At 51.8% G+C, this 19,516-nt stretch carries 17 protein-coding genes, 1 tRNA gene and 3 pseudogenes; 6 read left to right on the forward strand and 15 right to left on the reverse strand.

Annotated features, from left to right (window positions below; all coding sequences use genetic code 11):
* Window positions 1-86 precede the first annotated feature (86 nt).
* A complete protein-coding gene (gene dcm, locus EL29_RS09425) occupies window positions 87-1,466 on the forward strand; it encodes a DNA (cytosine-5-)-methyltransferase (protein ID WP_019106596.1) in 1,380 nt (459 codons plus the stop codon).
* A 111-nt stretch (window positions 1,467-1,577) separates the two neighbouring features.
* Entirely contained in the window at window positions 1,578-3,194 is a 1,617-nt protein-coding gene (locus tag EL29_RS09430; RefSeq protein WP_013026201.1) for a methyl-accepting chemotaxis protein, read from the forward strand.
* Window positions 3,195-3,272: 78 nt separating this feature from the next.
* Here EL29_RS09430 and EL29_RS09435 read toward each other — a convergent pair whose 3' ends face one another.
* Both EL29_RS09435 and EL29_RS09440 read right to left on the reverse strand, forming a co-directional pair.
* Window positions 3,273-3,527 (reverse strand): Arc family DNA-binding protein, encoded by a 255-nt coding sequence (locus EL29_RS09435; RefSeq protein WP_013026202.1) that lies wholly within the window; start codon window positions 3,525-3,527, stop codon window positions 3,273-3,275.
* 73 nt (window positions 3,528-3,600) lie between these two features.
* Entirely contained in the window at window positions 3,601-4,305 is a 705-nt protein-coding gene (locus EL29_RS09440; protein ID WP_019106595.1) for a phosphohydrolase, read from the reverse strand.
* A 611-nt stretch (window positions 4,306-4,916) separates the two neighbouring features.
* Here EL29_RS09440 and EL29_RS09445 point away from each other — a divergent pair.
* From EL29_RS09445 to EL29_RS09455, 3 genes are all read left to right on the forward strand, one after another.
* Entirely contained in the window at window positions 4,917-5,594 is a 678-nt protein-coding gene (locus EL29_RS09445; RefSeq protein ID WP_013026204.1) for an ASCH domain-containing protein, read from the forward strand.
* A gap of 171 nt (window positions 5,595-5,765) precedes the next feature.
* A complete protein-coding gene (mtfA, locus tag EL29_RS09450) occupies window positions 5,766-6,533 on the forward strand; it encodes a DgsA anti-repressor MtfA (protein ID WP_227022858.1) in 768 nt (255 codons plus the stop codon).
* A 112-nt stretch (window positions 6,534-6,645) separates the two neighbouring features.
* Window positions 6,646-6,721: transfer RNA gene (locus EL29_RS09455), tRNA-Asn, on the forward strand.
* A gap of 72 nt (window positions 6,722-6,793) precedes the next feature.
* Here EL29_RS09455 and EL29_RS09460 read toward each other — a convergent pair.
* The 5 genes and pseudogenes from EL29_RS09460 to hemH form a co-directional block, all read right to left on the reverse strand.
* Window positions 6,794-7,126 carry a type II toxin-antitoxin system PemK/MazF family toxin gene (locus tag EL29_RS09460; RefSeq protein ID WP_019106594.1) on the reverse strand — a complete coding sequence of 111 codons (333 nt, stop codon included), beginning with the start codon at window positions 7,124-7,126 and terminating at the stop codon, window positions 6,794-6,796.
* Window positions 7,127-7,384, reverse strand: a complete 258-nt coding sequence (locus EL29_RS09465; protein ID WP_019106593.1) for an AbrB/MazE/SpoVT family DNA-binding domain-containing protein — start codon at window positions 7,382-7,384, stop codon at window positions 7,127-7,129. It abuts the gene before it with no gap.
* Window positions 7,385-7,731: 347 nt separating this feature from the next.
* Window positions 7,732-7,937: pseudogene (locus EL29_RS09470) on the reverse strand (helix-turn-helix domain-containing protein).
* Window positions 7,934-8,185: pseudogene (locus tag EL29_RS23075) on the reverse strand (hypothetical protein); the annotation flags it as partial. The pseudogenes EL29_RS09470 and EL29_RS23075, both read right to left, overlap by 4 nt.
* 252 nt (window positions 8,186-8,437) lie before the next feature.
* Window positions 8,438-9,400, reverse strand: a complete 963-nt coding sequence (gene hemH / locus EL29_RS09475) for a ferrochelatase (RefSeq protein WP_019106591.1) — start codon at window positions 9,398-9,400, stop codon at window positions 8,438-8,440.
* A gap of 747 nt (window positions 9,401-10,147) precedes the next feature.
* On the opposite strand from hemH, the gene EL29_RS09480 reads away from it, so the two are divergent.
* Window positions 10,148-11,386 carry an MFS transporter gene (locus EL29_RS09480; protein ID WP_019106590.1) on the forward strand — a complete coding sequence of 413 codons (1,239 nt, stop codon included), beginning with the start codon at window positions 10,148-10,150 and terminating at the stop codon, window positions 11,384-11,386.
* Window positions 11,387-11,682: 296 nt separating this feature from the next.
* Here the strand turns inward: EL29_RS09480 and EL29_RS09485 are convergent, their stop codons facing one another.
* From EL29_RS09485 to EL29_RS09520, 8 genes and pseudogenes are all read right to left on the reverse strand, one after another.
* A complete protein-coding gene (locus tag EL29_RS09485; RefSeq protein WP_071988953.1) occupies window positions 11,683-12,108 on the reverse strand; it encodes a pentapeptide repeat-containing protein in 426 nt (141 codons plus the stop codon).
* A gap of 162 nt (window positions 12,109-12,270) precedes the next feature.
* Window positions 12,271-13,282 (reverse strand): annotated as a pseudogene (locus EL29_RS09490) (FecCD family ABC transporter permease).
* Entirely contained in the window at window positions 13,279-14,211 is a 933-nt protein-coding gene (locus EL29_RS09495; RefSeq protein WP_181135625.1) for an ABC transporter substrate-binding protein, read from the reverse strand. The pseudogene EL29_RS09490 and the gene EL29_RS09495 overlap by 4 nt, the downstream one beginning before the upstream one ends.
* 31 nt (window positions 14,212-14,242) lie before the next feature.
* Entirely contained in the window at window positions 14,243-15,046 is an 804-nt protein-coding gene (locus tag EL29_RS09500; protein ID WP_019106586.1) for an ABC transporter ATP-binding protein, read from the reverse strand.
* Window positions 15,047-15,298: 252 nt separating this feature from the next.
* A complete protein-coding gene (locus EL29_RS09505; protein ID WP_013026217.1) occupies window positions 15,299-15,595 on the reverse strand; it encodes a hypothetical protein in 297 nt (98 codons plus the stop codon).
* 79 nt (window positions 15,596-15,674) lie between these two features.
* On the reverse strand, window positions 15,675-16,163 hold the full coding sequence (locus EL29_RS09510; RefSeq protein ID WP_015700039.1) for an Hsp20 family protein: 489 nt from the start codon (window positions 16,161-16,163) through the stop codon (window positions 15,675-15,677).
* A 228-nt stretch (window positions 16,164-16,391) separates the two neighbouring features.
* Complete coding sequence (locus EL29_RS09515) at window positions 16,392-17,564, reverse strand: carbohydrate porin (protein ID WP_014593967.1); 1,173 nt, start codon at window positions 17,562-17,564, stop codon at window positions 16,392-16,394.
* 42 nt (window positions 17,565-17,606) lie between these two features.
* Window positions 17,607-19,514 carry a BglG family transcription antiterminator gene (locus EL29_RS09520; RefSeq protein WP_019106584.1) on the reverse strand — a complete coding sequence of 636 codons (1,908 nt, stop codon included), beginning with the start codon at window positions 19,512-19,514 and terminating at the stop codon, window positions 17,607-17,609.
* Window positions 19,515-19,516 lie beyond the last annotated feature (2 nt).

Raw genomic sequence — 19,516 nt, forward strand, 5'->3', positions numbered from 1 at the left:
TGAAACACTATTCTGACCTGCGCCCGCAGATTTCCTCCTCGGGCAAGGAGTGTTAGCATACGCGCTTCACTGTTAAGGATATTTGCATGCACGCTGTCGCAACCGCTGAACCTCTTCTCCCTGCTGTTCTGCATTCCGATGAACTGAACATGTTACAACAGGTGCTGTCGATCTATTCCGTTAAGGACGTTGTCGCACGTTTGCATCAGGCAGGCTTTCCGCACTGGACGCCGCCACTGCTGAACGCTATTCGTCAGGGCAAGCGCGCGTTACCCTCGCTGGCCGCCGCAGAACTGTCGCTGTTGCAGGATTTGTTGCCTGCACGTCCTGCCCATTATGATTCTCCCGATTTCCGCTTTATCGATCTGTTTGCCGGCATCGGCGGTATTCGACGTGGCTTCGAGCGCATCGGCGGTAAATGTGTATTTACCAGTGAGTGGAATAAAGAGGCGATTCGCACCTATCGGGCGAATCACTACAGCGATCCGGCAGAGCACCACTTTAATAGGGATATTCGCCAGGTCACGCAGCCAGCCGGCCTTACTGACGAACAGGCGATCTATCAGTCGATTGATGCGGCCATTCCCGACCATCAGGTGCTGCTGGCGGGCTTTCCCTGCCAGCCCTTTTCTCTGGCGGGCGTCAGTAAAAAAAATGCGCTGGGCCGGGCTCATGGCTTTGAATGTCAGGCGCAGGGCACACTGTTTTTTGACGTCGCCCGCATTCTGGCGGCAAAGAAACCGCCATTCTTCGTCCTGGAAAACGTGAAGAATCTCAAAAGCCATGATAAAGGCCGGACGTTTGCGGTGATTATGGAAACCCTGGACGAGCTGGGCTATGACGTGGCGGATGCCCAGGCTGGCGCGCCCGATCCGAAGGTGATTGATGCACGCTTTTTTTTGCCGCAGCATCGTGAACGTATCGTTCTGGTCGGCATCCGGCGGGATATTGCTGGCTCAGCGCAGTTTAGCCTGCGCGACATTCGCCAATTTTTCCCCGCCCAGGTGCCCAGCCTACAGAGCCTGCTGGAGCCGCAGCCCGACGACAAATACATCCTGTCGCCCGTATTGTGGCGTTACCTCTACCAGTACGCTAAGAAGCATAAAGCACGGGGTAACGGGTTCGGCTTTGGCCTGAATGATCCACACAATGTGCATTGCTGCGTGCGCACCCTGTCAGCCCGATACTATAAAGATGGCTCAGAAATTTTAATCGATCGCGGTTGGGATCGGGAAAAAGGGGAAGCCGATTTTCTTGATGCCGCCAATATGGCGCGGCGCCCCCGTCGGTTAACGCCGCGAGAATGCGCGCGACTGATGGGATTTGATAGTGCAGACAGCCATCCCTTCCGCATCCCGGTATCCGATACGCAGGCCTATAAACAGTTTGGCAATTCGGTGGTGGTACCGGTGTTTGCCGCCGTGGCACAGTTGCTTTCGCCCTATATCCGCCAGTTGAACGCATAATTTCCGCTAAAAGTTGCGCTTAGGCGCAACAATTCCTCTCTTTTCCTGCCGTCCGGCGGGATTGTCACAACGCCGTCATGCAAGCCCAGAATACTGCTGCTTTTTCAATGGATGGGTAGAATGATGTCACCTCTCACTTTGTTGTCGCGGCACGTGCTGAAAAGACGTTCCCGCTTTAGGTTTCCGGCGATCCCCACCTGGCTAACCAGCCTGCGCGGGAACTTTATTTTGTTCGTGGTGCTGTTTTGTTTGCTGCAGTCCATCGGGATTGTTCTGCTGACCGCTCAGGTGAGCCAGAACAAAGTCAACCTCACCCAGGCCAGCGCCATGCGTGACCGGCTGGCCTTGCTGGACCGCGCACGCGTCGAGCTGCTTACGGCCAGTGATAACAGCCACCGCGCCGGGCTGTATTTAATGGAAGATCAGAAAAGTGGATCGGTTGACAGCTGGAAAAGTCTGGCAGAAACAGCCAAATCGTCTTTGCTTCATGCTGAACAGCTTTTTGCTCGCTATCACGCCGCACCCGGCGGCGAACTGCAGCAGGGCTTTACGTTGCTGAAACAGGGACTGGAGGAGCAGCTAAAAGGTCTGGAGGGGAATAACATTGACGCCTTCTTTATGGTACCGATGCAGGCTTACCAGCAGCAGTTCAATAGCGCCTGGTTTAACGAGATTACGCAGACCAATAAACAGCTCACTGCGGTTAACAGCCTGACCCTTCAGACACTCATGGAAAGCCGCAACCTGGCGCTAATGGTGACAGGACTGCTGTTTGTCCTGCTGCTGACCGGCGGCATATTGCTGCTGCGTGGTGTGATCGTCCCCTTACGTCTGGCCAGTCGACAGTTACAGGACATCGCAACCGGTGATTTAATCAACTGCCCGGTTCCACCGCGTTTGCAATCGCTGGAAACGTCCAGACTCTTCAACGCAGTGGCGGAGATGCGCCAGGGGCTGCGCACCATCGTGGCTGAAATTAACACGATTGCGGCAAGCGTGGCCGAAGGTACGCGTGAAATGCAGCATACTAATGAGCAGGTCAGCGAACAGTATCAAGCGCAAAACAGCAGCTTTAGCCATATTTCCCAGCGCCTGCATCGCGTGTCTGAAGAAGTCGAAAACAGCACCCTGTTTTCTCAGCAGGCCTCTGAACAGGCGCATTTCGCCGACGATCTGATGCAGCAATGTACGCTTCAGGTGGATGAGATGGAGGTTCAGATGCGCCATATCGTCGCCTCCTCCGGCGAAATCGCGGGTATCGTTGAGATGCTGGACGGCCTGTCACTGCAAACGCGTTTGCTGGCGCTCAATGCCGCCATCGAATCCGCTCATGCGGGCGTGTATGGACGAAGTTTTGGCGTGGTCGCGAAAGAGATGGGCAACCTGTCAAACAAGAGTGGCGAATCGGCGCAGCAGATCAACGGTCTCGTTAATCATACGCAACTGCACATTTCAGAGGGCTTCAATAAGGTGAAATCGCTTGAGGCGCTGTTTAACCAGATAAGCCAGTCGGTCAGCGCCGTTGTGACACAGTTGCAAGAGCTGCAGGAAAACGCCACCGCACAAAGCCGCCGCGTGACGGGCATTGCTGCAGAAGTGGTGGCGCTGGATAAACAGCTTCAGACGAACGAAAGCCTCACCGCCCGCCAGGGCCGCACGGTCGATACGCTACAGCAGCAGGCCGCGCGCCTGGCCGAAAGCGTGCAGCAGTTCCGTATCACCCTGTAGCCGTTAAGCTTTGGATGTAAAAAAGCCGCCAGTGTTAAAGGCGGCTTTTGATCGTTTTGCGGGGACAAACACCGAATTTTACGATTTCTTTTTCTTGCTCTGCTTCTTTAGCAGCGTGCGCAGCTGCTTGATTTCGCTGGAGCTTAATGCATCCGATGTGTCTTCCTCTGTATTCTGGCTGTCAATGACAGGCTGAGCAGGCGCATTGAGGCTGGACTGAAGCCGTTGCACGATTTCCTGACTCATTGACACCTGATTTTCAAGCGCCAACTGTTTGATGTGTTCTTTCAGTGCAGGATCAATTTTAATCGTTAAATTAACAGTTTCGGTCATTTCATCACTCCTTTATTGTTATTACTGCCACGCTACCGGATGACTGTATCGATTCCTATACTGTCATAAAAATTTAATATTCAGCGTGTATAGGGCTAAAGCCGTGGAGTACTGACTCATCCAGACTGACTAAGTTGCCTTGCAGTTCCGCACACAGCTTGGCCATATAGTGCACCAGAAAGTCCGCATTGTGTTCTGCCAGCCTGCGCCCTGCTTCGGTTTGCATGGTTTCTGGCAACCGCAGTAGCTTGGTCTGAAAGTGATCCAGCGTCCACTTAACATCATTGAGTTCCCGATCTTTACCGAGCGGATCCTCGCTGTTAAACAAGGGGCGATTCATGGAACCTGCCGTATAAAACACCCGCGCCAGACCGATAGCACCGAGCGATTCCAGCCTGTCGGCATCCTGCACAATTTTTGCCTCCAGCGTTTTTGGCGTAATGGCGGCACTGAAGCTGTGCGCCTGTACCGCATGCATGACCTGCTCCATCAATTCCTCAGGAAAATCGATGAAATCCTGTTGTAAAATGCGCTGCGTTTCACTGGCGGCATAGGTGGATGCCTTGTGACGCTCAGGGTGGTTTTTCGGTAAATTCACCACATCGTGAAAATAACACGCGGTCAGGACCACCAGCGGATCGGCCTGGGTGCCGGCCATAATGCGTTGAGCGCTCATCCATACGCGGCGTAAATGTGCGATATCGTGCGCGCCATCATCATGAATCCAGTTGTTTTCAAACCAGGTCTCATAGCGAGCCTGCCAAAGCGTAAGTGACATATTCTCTTTCCTGTTGGGTTGACGTCCGTCCTGACTGACGATGAATTACGCGCTCAGGCCCGACCATCATAGCGAATGGCTAATGACATTTTCTTTACACAGCAGAGGAATATCGCCCTTGCCCCAGGATAATTTCGAAAAAAAATGCGACGCTGATCATTTTTATAGCATTTTGCCGTAATTAAAACGTCAGTTTGCTGCTTTTTCAGCCTTGACTGATTTAATTGCGGGCAGGTTAATTAGTTTAATAAATGTAATGATTAATGATAGGCATTTTCTCGGGGAGTAACAAAAAACATGACATAACCTGTTCGCACTTATCATTAAAATCGGCAAAAGTTACACACAGATAAATCTGAAAAGGTTCCTATTTTTGCCGATATAACGTACTGTATTCTCACTATCAGATGTCCCGGAACGCGCATTGACAACAGCATTGTTGATTTTTTATCCGCCCCCGTTTTTCGGGACAAAAATCACCAATGCTCAGATGACTATGAGACGGCAAATTGTTAAGGGTAATGATTTATAGTTTTTATGATATTGCCACCATTTAGATGCCCTTGTTGTTTTAGCAGTAACCGGGTTCTACTAATAAAAAGAGGTAATCCATGAAAGAGCGGCCGATTCTTTTTTCCGAACAGCGGGTTCGTGCCCTGTTAGTTGGCCAACAAACGCAAACCCGGCGCATAATGAAAACGCAGGCTTTTGGCCCGGGGCAGGATCACCACGAAGGGGTTCATGCTTTTGACGTTCAGGCTAACCACCTGCATGGCGATAAAATGATGTCGATGAATGACATTCGCTATCACTGCCCGTACGGTATGCCGGGCGACGTGCTTTGGGTGCGCGAAACCTGGCGTGGGCCGATTGTGCCGCAGGATGCCCTGGCGGATTACGAGCGCGATCCCGTACCGTTCCGCACGCCGGAATTTTGCCAGTACCGTGCTGACAGCAATGAACTGGGTCAGCATACGCTGAGCGGCCCGGATGACGAGCAGTTTGGCTGGCAGACGGCCATTCATATGCCGCGCTGGGCCAGCCGTATCAATCTGCTCATTACCGATGTGCGTGTGGAGCAGATTCAGGATATCAGTGAAGATGACATCATGGCTGAAGGGGTCCAAACCGACTCGCACTTTCTGAATAACTTTTTCACCATGAATGTGAATTCAGAAATGCCAAAAGAAGCCTATCGCAAGGCATGGCAGAAACAGTACGGTGCAACCAGCTGGCAGGTAAACCCGTGGGTGTGGGTCATTGAGTTTGAGCGCGCCGGGCGTGAGTAAATTTAGCCTGCGCTTTGCGGGCTAAATCACAGACAATCTCCTCGCTAACGGGTTGAATATACCGTCTTCATCCCTGAAGCCCGACAATGCCAGCATGACGTTTCGATGCTGGCATTTTCCTGTCTGGTCTCTCAGGATTCTGCGACAGCAGCATTCAGTGCGGAACTTACGATGTTAAAATGGCCATGGAAAACGCATAGCGATACCGCCGTCACCGAATTGCCCTGGCAGGCCGGTCTGGCACAGCCCATCTTTACCCTTCTCACACAGGATGAACAGCAGTCGCTGACAGAACTGGCCCAGCGCTTTCTGCAGCAAAAAAAGCTGGTTCCGCTTGAAGGCTGCCAACTTGATGCGCTGCGTAGCGTGCGTATTGCCCTGCTGTTCTGCTTACCCGTGTTGAAACTGGGTCTCGACTGGCTGGATGGCTTTCATGAAGTGCTCATCTATCCTGAGCCCTTTAATGTGGCGGATGAGTGGCAGGATGAAAACGGCCTTGTGCATCACGCGCCTGCCGTTCATGCGGGCCAGAGCTGGACGCAGGGCCCGGTGATCCTTAACTGGCTGGATATTCAGGATTCCTTCGATCTGTCAGGGTATAACCTGGTCATTCATGAAGTGGCACACAAGCTGGATGCCCGCGGTAGCGGCTACACCAGCGGCGTTCCACTGATTCCTCTGCGTGGCGTCGCCCAGTGGGAAAAAGACCTGCGTGAGGCCATGGCTGAGGTTGAAAATGAGGTTGAGCTGGTCGGGGAACAGGCCGCCAGTATCGATCCTTATGCCGCCAGCGATCCTGCGGAATGCTTCGCGGTGTTATCCGAGTATTTTTTTACCGCGCCGGTTCTGTTAGCTGAACGCTTTCCCGCGATGTATGGGCATCTCCAGCAATTTTACCAGCAGGATCCGTTAAGCAGAATCCAGATGACTGATCGGTGATTTGTTTACTTCGCGAACGCTTTGCATTAAAGCTAGCCAGTTGAATGCTAAACGCTTTTTTACAGTTGACACCTTGAGGCGACCTCGTTACTATTCGCCTCGTTCACACGATTCCTCTGTAGTTCAGTCGGTAGAACGGCGGACTGTTAATCCGTATGTCACTGGTTCGAGTCCAGTCAGAGGAGCCAGATTTAAGAAGCCTGCTTAGGAAACTGAGCAGGTTTTTTGCTTTTCTGCGTTTACCTTTTACATCTAAAATCTCAGCTCAGAATGGCCTCCAGTCTGGCCACCACTTCATTCACAATAACTTCAGGTATTCGTTCAAGATATTTGCCGTTCCGGGCTTCCATATCAATGGTTCTGGGCTGGTCACAACGAATTACCCCCGTTGTTTTCGTTCCTGCGCCATCCAGTGAAACAGTAAACCCCGCTGCGCGGGCAAAGTTTCCGCCGTTGGTCACGGGAACAACCACAGGTAGCCGCGTAAACTGATTAAAGGACGCCGGAGAAACAATCAGTACTGGACGCCTTCCGCTTTGTTCATGCCCGGCATTCGGATCTAGTGAAACGAGCCAGATTTCCCCTCTGTCCATCTACAGGAGCTCCTTGCCCACCGTAGGCGCATCAATCCATTCCCGACCCTCTTCGCTTATTTCAGCGTGCGGATCGCACTGCGCCAGTAGTTCTTCGAGTGAATAGCGGGGACGTTTTTGAGGTTCAATTATGAGGCAGCCACTATCAATGGTCATGCCCACTTCGCTGTCCGTCGACAGCCCCAGCGTTTTCAGCACGGCGGGAGGGACCGCCAGCATGACAGATCCGCCAACCTTTTTCAGACGAGTGGTATACATAGAGCACCTCCGAATATTATATTTTAATATAACATTTGCGGCAGGCGATGCACAATTATTCATCAAATTCATTGTGATTTCCTTAACGTAATAAAGCGTGAAGAAAACCTTAATCCATCAGAGGACAGATCCGGCAGTTTTCAAAGGCGGCATTGCCGGTAAAACGGCGACCATCCTGATACATCAGGTGCTTCTTTCAGATCATGAAGCACTTCGTGCAGTCAGGAACTTAGTTCGTGGTAAGAAGGCCGATAATAGAAAACTGTTTTTGCGGTTCAAAGGATTATGACGGATCAGATAAACGAAATGCGGCGCAGCTTCCGTATCCGGGCTGCGCCGGAGGAACATCAGCGATAGCGCGAAGGCCAGATTTTTTCAGGCTCGACGTCTAACGTTTCAGCAATCAATCTTTCGCCTTTGGGCCAGCGGCGGGTAAGCGCATTAGCCAGTGTGGAGGACGCTAGCCCTGCCTGACGGGAAACCGCCGCCAGCGACGTTTCCCGTTTTTCAGGGCCGCAATAATGTCGGCGGGATGCCAGTCCTGTTGTGTCATGCCGTCACCTCGCCGATAAACTTCACGCCGTCGGCTGTGCGGAGCCAGCGCGGGGCTTCCATTTCGGCAGCGAAATAGTTGATCAGTTCATACAGCAGGCAGCTAAGGTGCTTCTCCGTTTCAGAGGCAAATCCCAGCCCCGACAGAGTTTGCGTGATAGCAAGGCAGTAACGACAAAGCTCCGTACATTAAGGCTCGAAACGGGGAGTGGTCGCAGGGAGAGTGTCAACGGTCAGGCTTTCAACCAGTTACAAAAAACCATCGAAGGTTTTGCCACGCGTTATAAAACACTTATACAAAAAATACCGGTAGAAACGTTACGCACTAAACTCAAGTTCTGGTTTGTTACGAACCGTCCAGCACTGCATTTCCGGTGCGAACCGGCGGCCTGCATCCGGTCAGCATTGCGCGTCTAAAAAACGGGGCCAGAATGCACACATTCTGGCCCCGTCACGGCTGGCGTTATGAGCCGGAGGGCTTATGTCAGCACGCGCCGGAGGCTATTTCGCGCCCTCTGCCAGCTGTTGCAGCATCTCAATATGAACAGGCTTATCGTTGAGCGCAGGGATATAGGTAAAGGACGTTCCCCCTGCATGCATGAAGATTTCTCTGTTCTGCTCATCCAGTTCTTCCAGCGTTTCCAGGCAGTCTGCCGCAAAACCCGGGCTAATCACCTGCAGGCTTTTTACGCCTTCCGCAGGAAGATTTTTGATGGTTTCATCGGTGTACGGCGTTAACCAGGGCTCTCTGCCAAATCGTGACTGGAAGGTCATCACAATCTTCAACGATGGCATGTTAAGGGCTTCGGTGAGCAATTTGGTGGTCAACGCACAGCGATCCTGGTACTTATCCCCTTCGTTAGAAAACCTGACCGGTATGCCATGGTAGGAGACCAGTAGCGTATCCGGCACGCCATTGGCCTCGAATGATTCCAGCACAGAGGCTTTTAACGCCTCGATGTAGGCAGGATGATCGGCATAATCGTTTATGAAGTTGATCGCCGGCGTGTAACGGTTTTTCATCGTCTGCAGGTGACGGCTGACGCTGTCCCAGACGGAAGAGACGGTGGACGAGGAAAACTGTGGATACAACGGGATGACAATAATTTTATCGACACCTTTCGCCAGCAGTCTGTCAATGGCGCCGCCAATGCTGGGCTCGCCATAGCTCATTCCTAACTCGACAGGCATGCCCGTCAGCGCTTCAAGTGCGCGAGCCTGGCGAACGCTGTAAACCATCAGCGGTGAACCTTCGTCCATCCAGATAGAGGAGTACAGTTTGGCCACGCGTTTGGCGCGCAGCGGAATAATCACGCCATGCAGGATTGGACACCACAGGATCCTGGGTAAATCGACCACTCTGTAGTCGTGCAAAAATTTAGATAAAAACGTTTTAACCGCAGCAGTTGTGGGTTCTTTTGGTGTTCCAAGGTTAACAATTAAAACACCCTGTTTATTCGTCATTAGCTGGGACCTCTGAAAACCCATGGAAAAAAAGTGCCTGAACACTGTAGCACACTCAAGGACATCATCACCTCCGCCCTTGCCGCTGGCGTGTGCGGAGGCGAAACGAAAACCGGGTTAACTCACCCTTCGGATCGGCACCGACCGCTGAGTCAACGTTCAACGCCCTTTGCTGTCTCCGACACGGCCATATGCCCCGGGCTGTCGGTACAGACCATCAATGAAAACACGCAAGCGCACCTGACAGTTTGCAAAAAAGTAAATCTGGCTCGCCGCGCTTCAATACATTTTCAGGCAGTGAATACCACCACGCGCAGCAACACCGCCCCTTTTAGTTTTTAACTCTGCGTTATCTGAGGAGTCAAAAACAGTGGGTCGTATCTTACCATCGCCCTGCTGGCAAACGACCAATAGCTCTGATAAGTCCTGTCGCCCTCCAGGCCGGTTCGTGCTTTTTATCGCCATAACTGATGACAAGACGATCGGATAATCCCCTGACTATTCAGGGGGAACTATCACATCTTGTCGATATTTCGGTTTATCAAAGTGAATATTGAGCATGCTAATATTTAGACGTCTATGCTCGTGCTGCCCGATTCCGCTTAAGTTCAGAAAGGTCTGGCGAGCGAGTCGGATCATGCAGCACACTCACTGTGCTTCAGCCAGGACAAAATAAGACCGAATACGGTCATGAATCAGACTGATGCAACCACTTTCGCCAACAGGCGGTCCTGGACAGGAATCATTATGCATAAAGGGGTTTCTACAGGCGAAGATGCGTTGCTGCAACACAGGTCATTTGTGGCCTTCTGGCTGGCCCGTACCTGTTCTTCGTTTGGCTTTCAGATGTTTTCCGTGGCCGTCAGCTGGCAAATCTATGCGATTACCCACAGCGCCATGGCACTGGGCATGATTGGCCTGATGCAGTTTCTGCCTTCGGTGCTGTTAGCCTTGCCCGCAGGGCATCTGGCAGATCAATTCGACCGTCGTCGTATCGTGGTGATTGGGCAACTCATTGAATGGGCCGCGCTGCTCGCCCTGGTGGCGCTGACGCTAATGCACTGGGCAGATAAGATTGAAATTTGGGGTTTGGTCTTCCTGATTGCCCTGGCTAAAGCACTTGAGTGGCCTGCTATTACCTCAATGCTACCTGCGCTGGTCCCGCCATCGATTCTGGCGCGCGCCATGGCGGCCAGTTCCGTCGGCGGTCAGGCCGCGGTGATTGTCGGGCCGACGTTAGGCGGACTGCTTTACGTGGCCGGTCCCGAGGTTGTTTACGGGGTTTCAGCGCTCTTTTATTTGCTGTCGCTAATCTTAGTCAGTCGCCTACGTTACGAACGTCCTCCTCAGGAACGTATGCCGATGACCCTGTCGAACATGTTTATGGGCGTGCGCTTTATTCGCGAACGCAAAGACGTGCTCGGCGTGATATCGCTCGACCTGTTTGCCGTGCTACTGGGCGGTGCTACCGCACTGCTCCCTATCTTCGCCCAGGATATTCTGCACACCGGGCCATGGGGCCTTGGCCTGTTGCGGGGTGCGCCGTCGGTAGGGGCGCTGTTGGTCGGCGTCTGGCTGAGCCGCAACAAGCTGGAAAAGCACGTCGGCATGATTATGTTTGGCTCCGTTGCGGGTTTTGGCCTGGCGACGCTGCTGTTTGCCCTTTCCACCAAACTGTGGCTTTCACTGCTGGCGCTGGCGGCGCTGGGCGGTTTCGATATGGTGAGCATGGTAATTCGCGGCGCGCTGGTTCAACTGGATACACCGGATACGATGCGCGGCCGCGTCAATGCGGTTAACGCCATCTTTATCAATACCTCAAACCAGTTGGGTGAGTTTGAATCTGGGCTGCTCGCGGCATGGATGGGCGCGGTGCCTGCCGCGGTGATTGGCGGCATCGGGACGCTGGTGGTGGTCGGGCTCTGGATGACGCTGTTTCCGAATCTGCGCAAAAGGCAGAAGCTTGAGAATGAAACGGTGGAGTAATTGCGATGTTGAAGGCTGCAGCACTGAGAGATGCGCTTATTGACTGGCAAAGCCTGGCTGCAACATTGAATGCTGCAGGCTTTATCGCTATAGCCCAACCGCAAGTACGGCTAAAATATTAGCAGATACACTGCGTAGTGACAGATAACAACGAAGTGCGCGAGTATTTTAATTTTACTAAGCAGATGATTAAGTAGATTAAGTAGATTAAGTGCAGGTATATTCAAAGGATCCAACCACACTGAATAATAAAACCGAGTAAGGCTGAGTTCTCTTTCTCGGCTTTATTTGCGAAATCAAATAAACTGAGAAGGTATATCCATATTATCAAACTGGGTTATTATTGGTAAAATACCACCCTCAAACTTAACTCCACGAAAGTCACATTTTTTTAATTTCGCATCAGTAAAGGTGCAATTAATATATTTCGTTGCTCTAAACTCAACTCGATCAAAAACAGTGCCGGTAAAGTCACAGTCTACAAATCTTACGCGACGACCACCGTACTCAATTCCGGAGGATCCAGCCACAAACTTTGCTTTGACAAAATGACTCGCTTCACACACTGCATCATCCACATTGATTACTGGTTTACTTTTTGAAAAATTGCATCTTTTTATTTCTGCTTTGCATAAAAGAGCGCTATCTAAACACGCGTTTTCAAAGTCTACATTTGTCAGAATACTATTATTAATACTTCCTGATACTTTCGAATAAGACATATCAGTATTCGTTATCTTTGATTCGAAGAGGTTCACAGCCTTTAATTCATTTAATACCGTAAAGGGACCAATTGTCACACCTGAGAGAAGAGTGAAATTTTGCTACTTAGTGACAGGCGGTGAGCATCCGTATGTTCCGGGCTGAACTGGCCTCGTTTTGCTTCAGGTATTCGATGCACGGGTCAGCAGCAGAATCACAAAAATCCCCCCGATGCCTGCCGTAATAATCCCGATCGGCAGCTCCTGCGGTGCCAGCAGCGTGCGGCTGATGATATCCCCGCCACAAAGCAAAACCGCGCCGCCCAGGCCACACAGCGGTAACAGCAGACGGTGCTTTACCCCTGTGACCGGTCGACACAGGTGCGGTACCATCAGGCCGACAAAACCAATCACCCCGGTTAGGGCGACCAGCATTGAGGTCGTCAGCGCGCAACAAAGAAAGACTTCAATCCGCAAACGACTGACGTTAATCCCCAGCGACAGCGCCGTTTGTTCGCCCGCCAGCAGACCGTCCAGCGAGCGGATGACGCATCAGAGCAAAGCCACTCAGCAGAACAACACCGGCAAGCGCAACAGGCAGATTCTGCCAGCTGGCCAGCCCCAGGCCACCCAGCGACCAGAACATCACCGAACTGGCCGCTCGCTGATCGCCCGAGAAAATAAAATAGCTGGTGAGCGCGCCAAACAGAAAAGACACAGCCAGCCCACAGATGATCAGGTGTGCTGGGCTGCGCAGTTTTTTGAAGTAGAAAAGCAACATGACCGCAGCGGCAGAACAGAGCCCGCCCGCAAAGGCGGCAACCGGCAAGGTCAGCTCACCTAACCCGTTACCAAAACGGGTGATGACCAGCACCGCACCTGCCGAAGCACCGGAAGAGAGACCAAAAAGAAAAGGATCGGCCAGATCGTTGCGGGTGGTGGTTTGCAGCAGCGCTCCCACCATCGCCAGCCCGGCACCGGTCAAGGCTGCAAGCAACGTGCGCGGCAGGCGGAGATCGATCACAATCCGGCTGATCATTTCAGACTGAGGCATGGCGATCAGTTCCAGTGCGCCCAACACCTGCGTCAGGGATAACGCGACCGTGCCTTTGGCAACGCTGATTAACATCAGCACTGCCAGCAGAAGGACGCAAAAGCACAAGATGCAATAAAAACGGTAAGGTGTAGCATTCACGGCGCGGTTCCTGAATACAGGGCGCGCGCCAGTTTCTCCACCGCGGCAATATTAGCCGGGCCTGGCGTCAGCTCAGCATACTGCAGCTTCAGATAACGATGATGTTTGACGGCTGGCGTGAGTTTCATCAGCGGATGACTTTCCAGGAAATGCCGAAGGGCATCCGCCCCGCCGCCGGTTTGATAATCCAGTAAGATAATGAAATCAGGTTCGGTTGCCGCCACACTTTCCCATGACGTGGTGCCCCAACTGATATCCAGCCCCTCCAGCGCATTGGTTCCGCCGGCGGCTTCAATGATGGCGGTTGGCATGGCATATTTTCCGCTAGTAAACGGCTTATCTTCCCCGGAGTCGTAGACAAAGACCTTTAACGGCCGGACCGCGCTGGGCCGTTGAGGAATCATTCTCAGGCGCTCCTTCCAGTGATTAACTAAAGCCTGCGCCTCAGCCTGTTTGCCAAAGATTTTACCTAACGTCAGCTCATCGTGATAAAGCAGATCCATGCTGGCTTTATGCTTTTCTTTTTGGGTAAAAACGCAGCTTTCACTCAGCACCAGCGTCTTAATGCCGTACTGACTTAACGAGGCTGGCGTCACGTCGCCGCCCACCTTCATGCCATAATTCCAGCCGGCAAAAAAGAAGTCAGGATTCACCGCCACCAGCGTTTCCAGAGAGGGATACTTAGGCGCCAGCTCAGGAATGGCCCCCATCTCCTGCTTAAATTCCGGTGTCATCTTGTACCAGCCACTGATGCCCGTCAGCCCGACGATGCGATCCTGCAAATGAAGCGCAAAGGCCATTTCTGACATATTGAGGTCGTTAATGACCGCCCGCTCAGGCGGTGCATTAAAGGTAACCGGCTGACCGCAGCTCTCAATGGTGACCGGGAAATCGGCCGCGAGGGTTTGTCCAACAGGAATGCTCGCCAGCCATGCCGCGCAGCAGAGCCTTAACAACGAATCAGGCACAGTCTGGCACCTCGAAAATGCGTAAATGACTCCCGTTCGCGGGATGCGCTACGGTAAAACTGTTTAAACCGAATACCGGCCGGAGATAGCGGGATGACAGGGCGCGAGCAGGCGCATCACATACTACCTGCTCCCCCTGTGACAGAATCAGCACGCGGTCGGCAAACGTATCTATCAGTGATAAATCGTGCAAGACCGCCACGGCCGTGATGCCTTTGTTTTTGATTAACGTCAGCAGCGCATGTCGTCCAAGGGGATCAAGATGATTGGTCGGTTCATCCAGCAGAATCAGCTGTGGCTTTTGGGCCAGAACGCGCGCCAGGGCCGCTCTTTGCCGTTCACCGCCTGATAACGCATCTAGTGAACGTCGCCGTAACGCCGCCAGCCCTGTTTCCTCTAGCGCCTCACTGACAACGCGCTGATTGACAGAATGTGGACAGGCGCGCACATGAGGAAGACGACCCAGTGCAACGTAATCCTCAACCGCCAGCCTCAGGTCAGGCACGTCGTTTTGCGCCATGACGGCGATACATGTGGCTAACTCCTGCCGTGTGTAAGTTTTGATGCAGCGACCGTTTAGCGTTATCTCATCCTTCTGTACCGCCAGCTCACGGCTCATCGCCCGCAGCAATGAGGTTTTGCCGCTGCCGTTCGGCCCAATAATCGCCAGGCGCTCCCCTGTCCCGATGCCGAATGTGATGTCATTGAGCAGGCAGCCGCCATCGGGTTTGTGCAGCGCCCCAATGTTCACCCGCAATATCGATTCACTGGCATATAATGTCTCTGGCTGCATCATATCACCCTATTCATTTATGTTACGTTATAACATAACAATGGCAGAGTGAAATAACAAGCGCCCAGGTAACATGAAAAAAAGTGCCGACGACGCGGCACTTAACGACAGGGATAACGAATGACGGAACAGGCTATTTAAATCGGTTATGCAACAGGCTGGCCGTCATCGCTAACATGCCTGCCCCCAGAGCGCTATGCAGCATCAATGTATTCAACATAACGACTTCCTCACGTTTACCGCTGTCCTGAGCGGTTACACTGCCTCAGCCAACTTTTCCTCGTTGGCCTCTTTCTCAATCAAGCGCATCAGCAACGATACCCGGCGATCGGTACGCTCTGGGGTATCCGGTGGCAGGTTGTAGCGCAGGGTGTAGAGCTTGCCCTTCTCGTTGTAAAAATCCACCACCAGCACAGGCAGAATTCCGCCTGGCACTTTATTGTAATTCACCGACAAGCGGGTCCTGCCCAGCTGCAGTTTGGCAGCCATGACGGTCTCGCCGACCAGTTTAGGATACAGGCTACGATCTTCGGGCACGCTGATGACTCTCATAACAGCCTCCTGATTCTCCGCTTGATAACATAGTGCGGAGAGCGCTGTTCACGCTCCCCGCTGTCGGGTCAAACTGCCATTAAGCCTGATGTTCAATCGCCTCTGAGGTGCGGTGTTCAATCGGAATGCGGCGAGGTTTCTCGCTTTCTGGCACCTCATGATGCAAACCGACACGCAGCAGTCCATCCTGAAGCCGTGCGGTGGTGACTTTCATATGTTCAGGCACGCTGTAGCTCAGACGGAAGTCTGAACGACTGATGCCCCGATGCAGCCAGCCGCTGTTCTGGCCTTCTTTGTCCGCCTCTTTATCTGTAACCACCTCTTTTTGGCCGGTAACCGTCAGGCGACCGCCCGCCACCTCGATCTCCAGCTCGTGTTCTTGCCAGCCGGGGACACTGACGGTGAGCTCATAGTGCTCATTATCCGTTTGTCTGAGGTCATAAGAGGGTGAAACCGACACGGGCGCATCACCGGTCAACTGGCTGAAAAGCCGATCGATACGGTTGAACCGGTCTGAGAATACAGAATCTGCAACAGAAGGAAACAGTGGAAAATTACGTAATGCCATGGTGATAACCTCCTGAATTAATCGTTCATTCAAAAGCTCATCTGAGTGGGGACCCTCCCCGTTGCTCACAAAATTTATAGGATCTTTTTGGATGATTTCAAGGGATGAAAATGAAATTTTTTTGGCAGCTGGCAGGCCAGAACCTGGTGCCTTTTTGACGATGTTGAGTGACGCGCCGCGCCCTGTAAACATGCCATGTCATCTCAACCGGGAGCGGCTTATTGCCTATCAGAAATGGTATTTAAACCGGACGCGTGCCCCGTAACGTTCGTTATCGCCACTGTGCCGTTCGGCATTAATCTGCGACCAGTAAGCGCCAAGGTAAATATCGAAATTTTGCATCTTCATGACATTGCGAAAACGGTAAGAGGAGTGGATGGTATGGATATCATACTTGCCTAAGATGAAGTCACTCAGGCTGGCCCCGCTGATATACTGCATCGTAAAGGCTTTCACATCGTTACGCGCGTAGATATAGCCAAGCTGAAAGTCGCGCCATAGTCCATTCAGCCCAGCACTGAAGTTTTGTTCTTCCGTCGCATCCATATAGGCCGTGCTGAGATTGATGACCGCCCCTGAATCTGGATTCGCACGTTGCCCGTCCCAGCTCAGCGTGGCGCCATATCCATTGCGCTTAGACTGATCCTTAAACTGCCCCCGGTTATCGGTATAACCATAGGCATTGTTCACCACGTTGCTTTCCATGCCGACAGCCGCCGTGACGTCGCTATGGCGCCAGGCGATAACCGGGCGCAAATAAATAACATTCTTTTTATGCTCCAGTGTATTCCCATGGTATTCCCCATTCTGGAACAACCTCGTGCCGTCATTCGCCATGGCATTTAATTCAAAATAAAAACGTTGCCATGTTTTACTTAGCTGAATAGCCCCCGCCGATCCCCGTCCGCGCGCCTCTTTCATCATGTAGATATAGCCATAGCCATCTTCGTAGAGATCGTTGGCCGTGTTGCCGGAATATTCGATAAGCGTGTCCTGATTGAGCGGAAACATATCGAAGGCTTCATAGCGGCCTACTTGCACTTTCCAGTCTTTTTCCTGACCAAAGAAGAAAGCCGCGTCGTCTAATTCAAGTCCGCCAGAGAGATCGGCAAGCGGTTGCACGGTAAAGCCTGCAAAGGATTGATCCGCCATGCTTCGGTAACCGTCCAGCCCGATTAAAATTCGGCCATTGACGTCCCAGCGTTCCGCTTCTCCTGCCTTCCAGTTTTTATCAGCACGGGTTTTTAATGAGGTAATTTGGCCCGTTCTGCTTGCACCATCGAGATTGAACTCAACATCACCATAGAGTTTCAGCGCGCCTTGTTCTGTATCAAACGTTATCGAGGAAAATGAAGCGGAAGAGATAAAAACCAGTCCCCAGACATAATGCCGGTATTTCATAACCAACTCCTTATGCTAAATAACCCTGAGTGAATAAATTTCTTAAAGGAAGTACTTTTTTGAGGCTGTAATAAATTCGTTATAATTTTTACACTGACTTATTTTTTCTATAATATCGTCATCCAGAATATTGGTGAGGAAGTCATATATCAGCATACTGTCAATGAACTGGTCCTCACTGATGGCCAACATAAAAACAAGTTTTACCTGTTTACCGCTATCCCACTCAATGCCCTCGGGAAAGATGGCGACAGAGACTGCGGTGCGTACCGCAACAGGCCCTAACGGATGCGGGATGGCGATTTTATCATCCAGCAGCGTTGACGCCCGCGCTTCACGATCTAATACCGACGATAAGAAATGATCGTTAACCCGCCCTTGCGCGGTTAACCTGTCGCAAAGAAACGTAATTAATGATGAACGGGTATAATCTCCCGCATTTAATACAAAAAAATTATCAGCAGAAAAATACGTTAGCATCGCGTTGACAGGCTGTGTTTCAGACACCAAATAATATTTTATATTTTCGAGCTGCCCTCTCTCTGGAAACGGGGGCAATAAAATAATACGTTTATTCTTCTCAACGATATTGACCAGGCTGATGACAATATCTTCGTCAACCTCAGGCAGCAGACTATATTGCTCAACGGAGATCTGCCTGACGATATCTAACCCCGGGTACATGCTAAGGATTTTTTGACAGACGACTCGCGTCGAGGCCATCCCCTGATCGCTAACCACCAGCGCCCGCATCCCCTGACCACTCTGATGGCTGATACTGTCTTCCAGAATGGCGCCAATATGCATGACCAGATAACCGATTTCATCGGCACTGACGGTCGCCTTGAAGAACTGATCCAGTTCGCTGAATGCACTAAGCGTTAATTCATACATTAACGGATAGTGGCGTTTTATTTGTTCCAGTAAAGGATTAACAATGGTAATCGCGTTGTTGACGCGAATGCGCATGGCTCTGATATGGCTTAGCAGCGTCGCCTGGGACAGCGCGTCATAATTCACATGAATAAACCACGATGTACTCACGTAGCTCAGGAAGTGATTCATTATCGTGCGTTCAACAGAGTATTGTTCAGAGACCAGATTGTGGCTGGAGGTTGTGGTACAAAAGGCGACAAGATTCATGGCCATGAAGTCAATTTCACTTTGCGAAAACGGCATCGCCGGGTTAGCGCATAAAGACTGGAGTACGGCTTCAGCCAGCGTTTTCCAGCCAGGTTCCGCATCGCAAAATTCAAAATCCCGTAGCCATTTGCCTCGCGCCATCCTCTCTTGCGCAATCCCTGTGATCAGGCTTAAAAAGCGAAGATTCGCGTCACTTATCGCGATCCTTTTCTCTGCAAGGCAGTGGCTCAATGCGTTTTTGCAGTCCGGGTATGCCGTAACCGGGCCGACATAACTGTCATCGTCAGTGGCCTGAGTCAGGCGCAGTCGGTGGTCGTAGATGCAACGCCGAAAGGCAATTTCGCTGCCTTTAAGCGTAACGATGTCCTCACCCTCCGACACAATACGCAATTGATAGAGAGAGACGTGACGCTTCAGCAACGTAATATCATTTCTTAAGCTGTAGATACTGATAAACCACTCGGCTTCCCGCTCAGCAAGCCTCACGCCCTGCTCATCAAATAGCAGTGCCTCCAGCATGGCAGCGCGACGTTGTGCCCCCGAACGTGTTTCATTCCATGGCCGCTGGCACTGATTGAGTAAAACCTGCAGAGCCTCAGGCTCGCTAATCTGTAATGAGAAGCCGTTTTTTCGCGAATAGATAAGACGGTTACCAGACTGGCTGACGATGTCACCCACTTCTTTGAGGTCAGTACGGATGGTTCTTGTTGACACCTTCATCTCTTTTGCCAGGGCGGCCTGGGTGATATCGCCCTGCGCGAGTGTCATGAAGATGTCCCTGACCCGTTTGCTGGTGAACAGTCTCATGG

The sequence above is a fragment of the Pantoea ananatis LMG 2665 genome, from assembly GCF_000710035.2.
GTDB lineage: Bacteria > Pseudomonadota > Gammaproteobacteria > Enterobacterales > Enterobacteriaceae > Pantoea > Pantoea ananatis.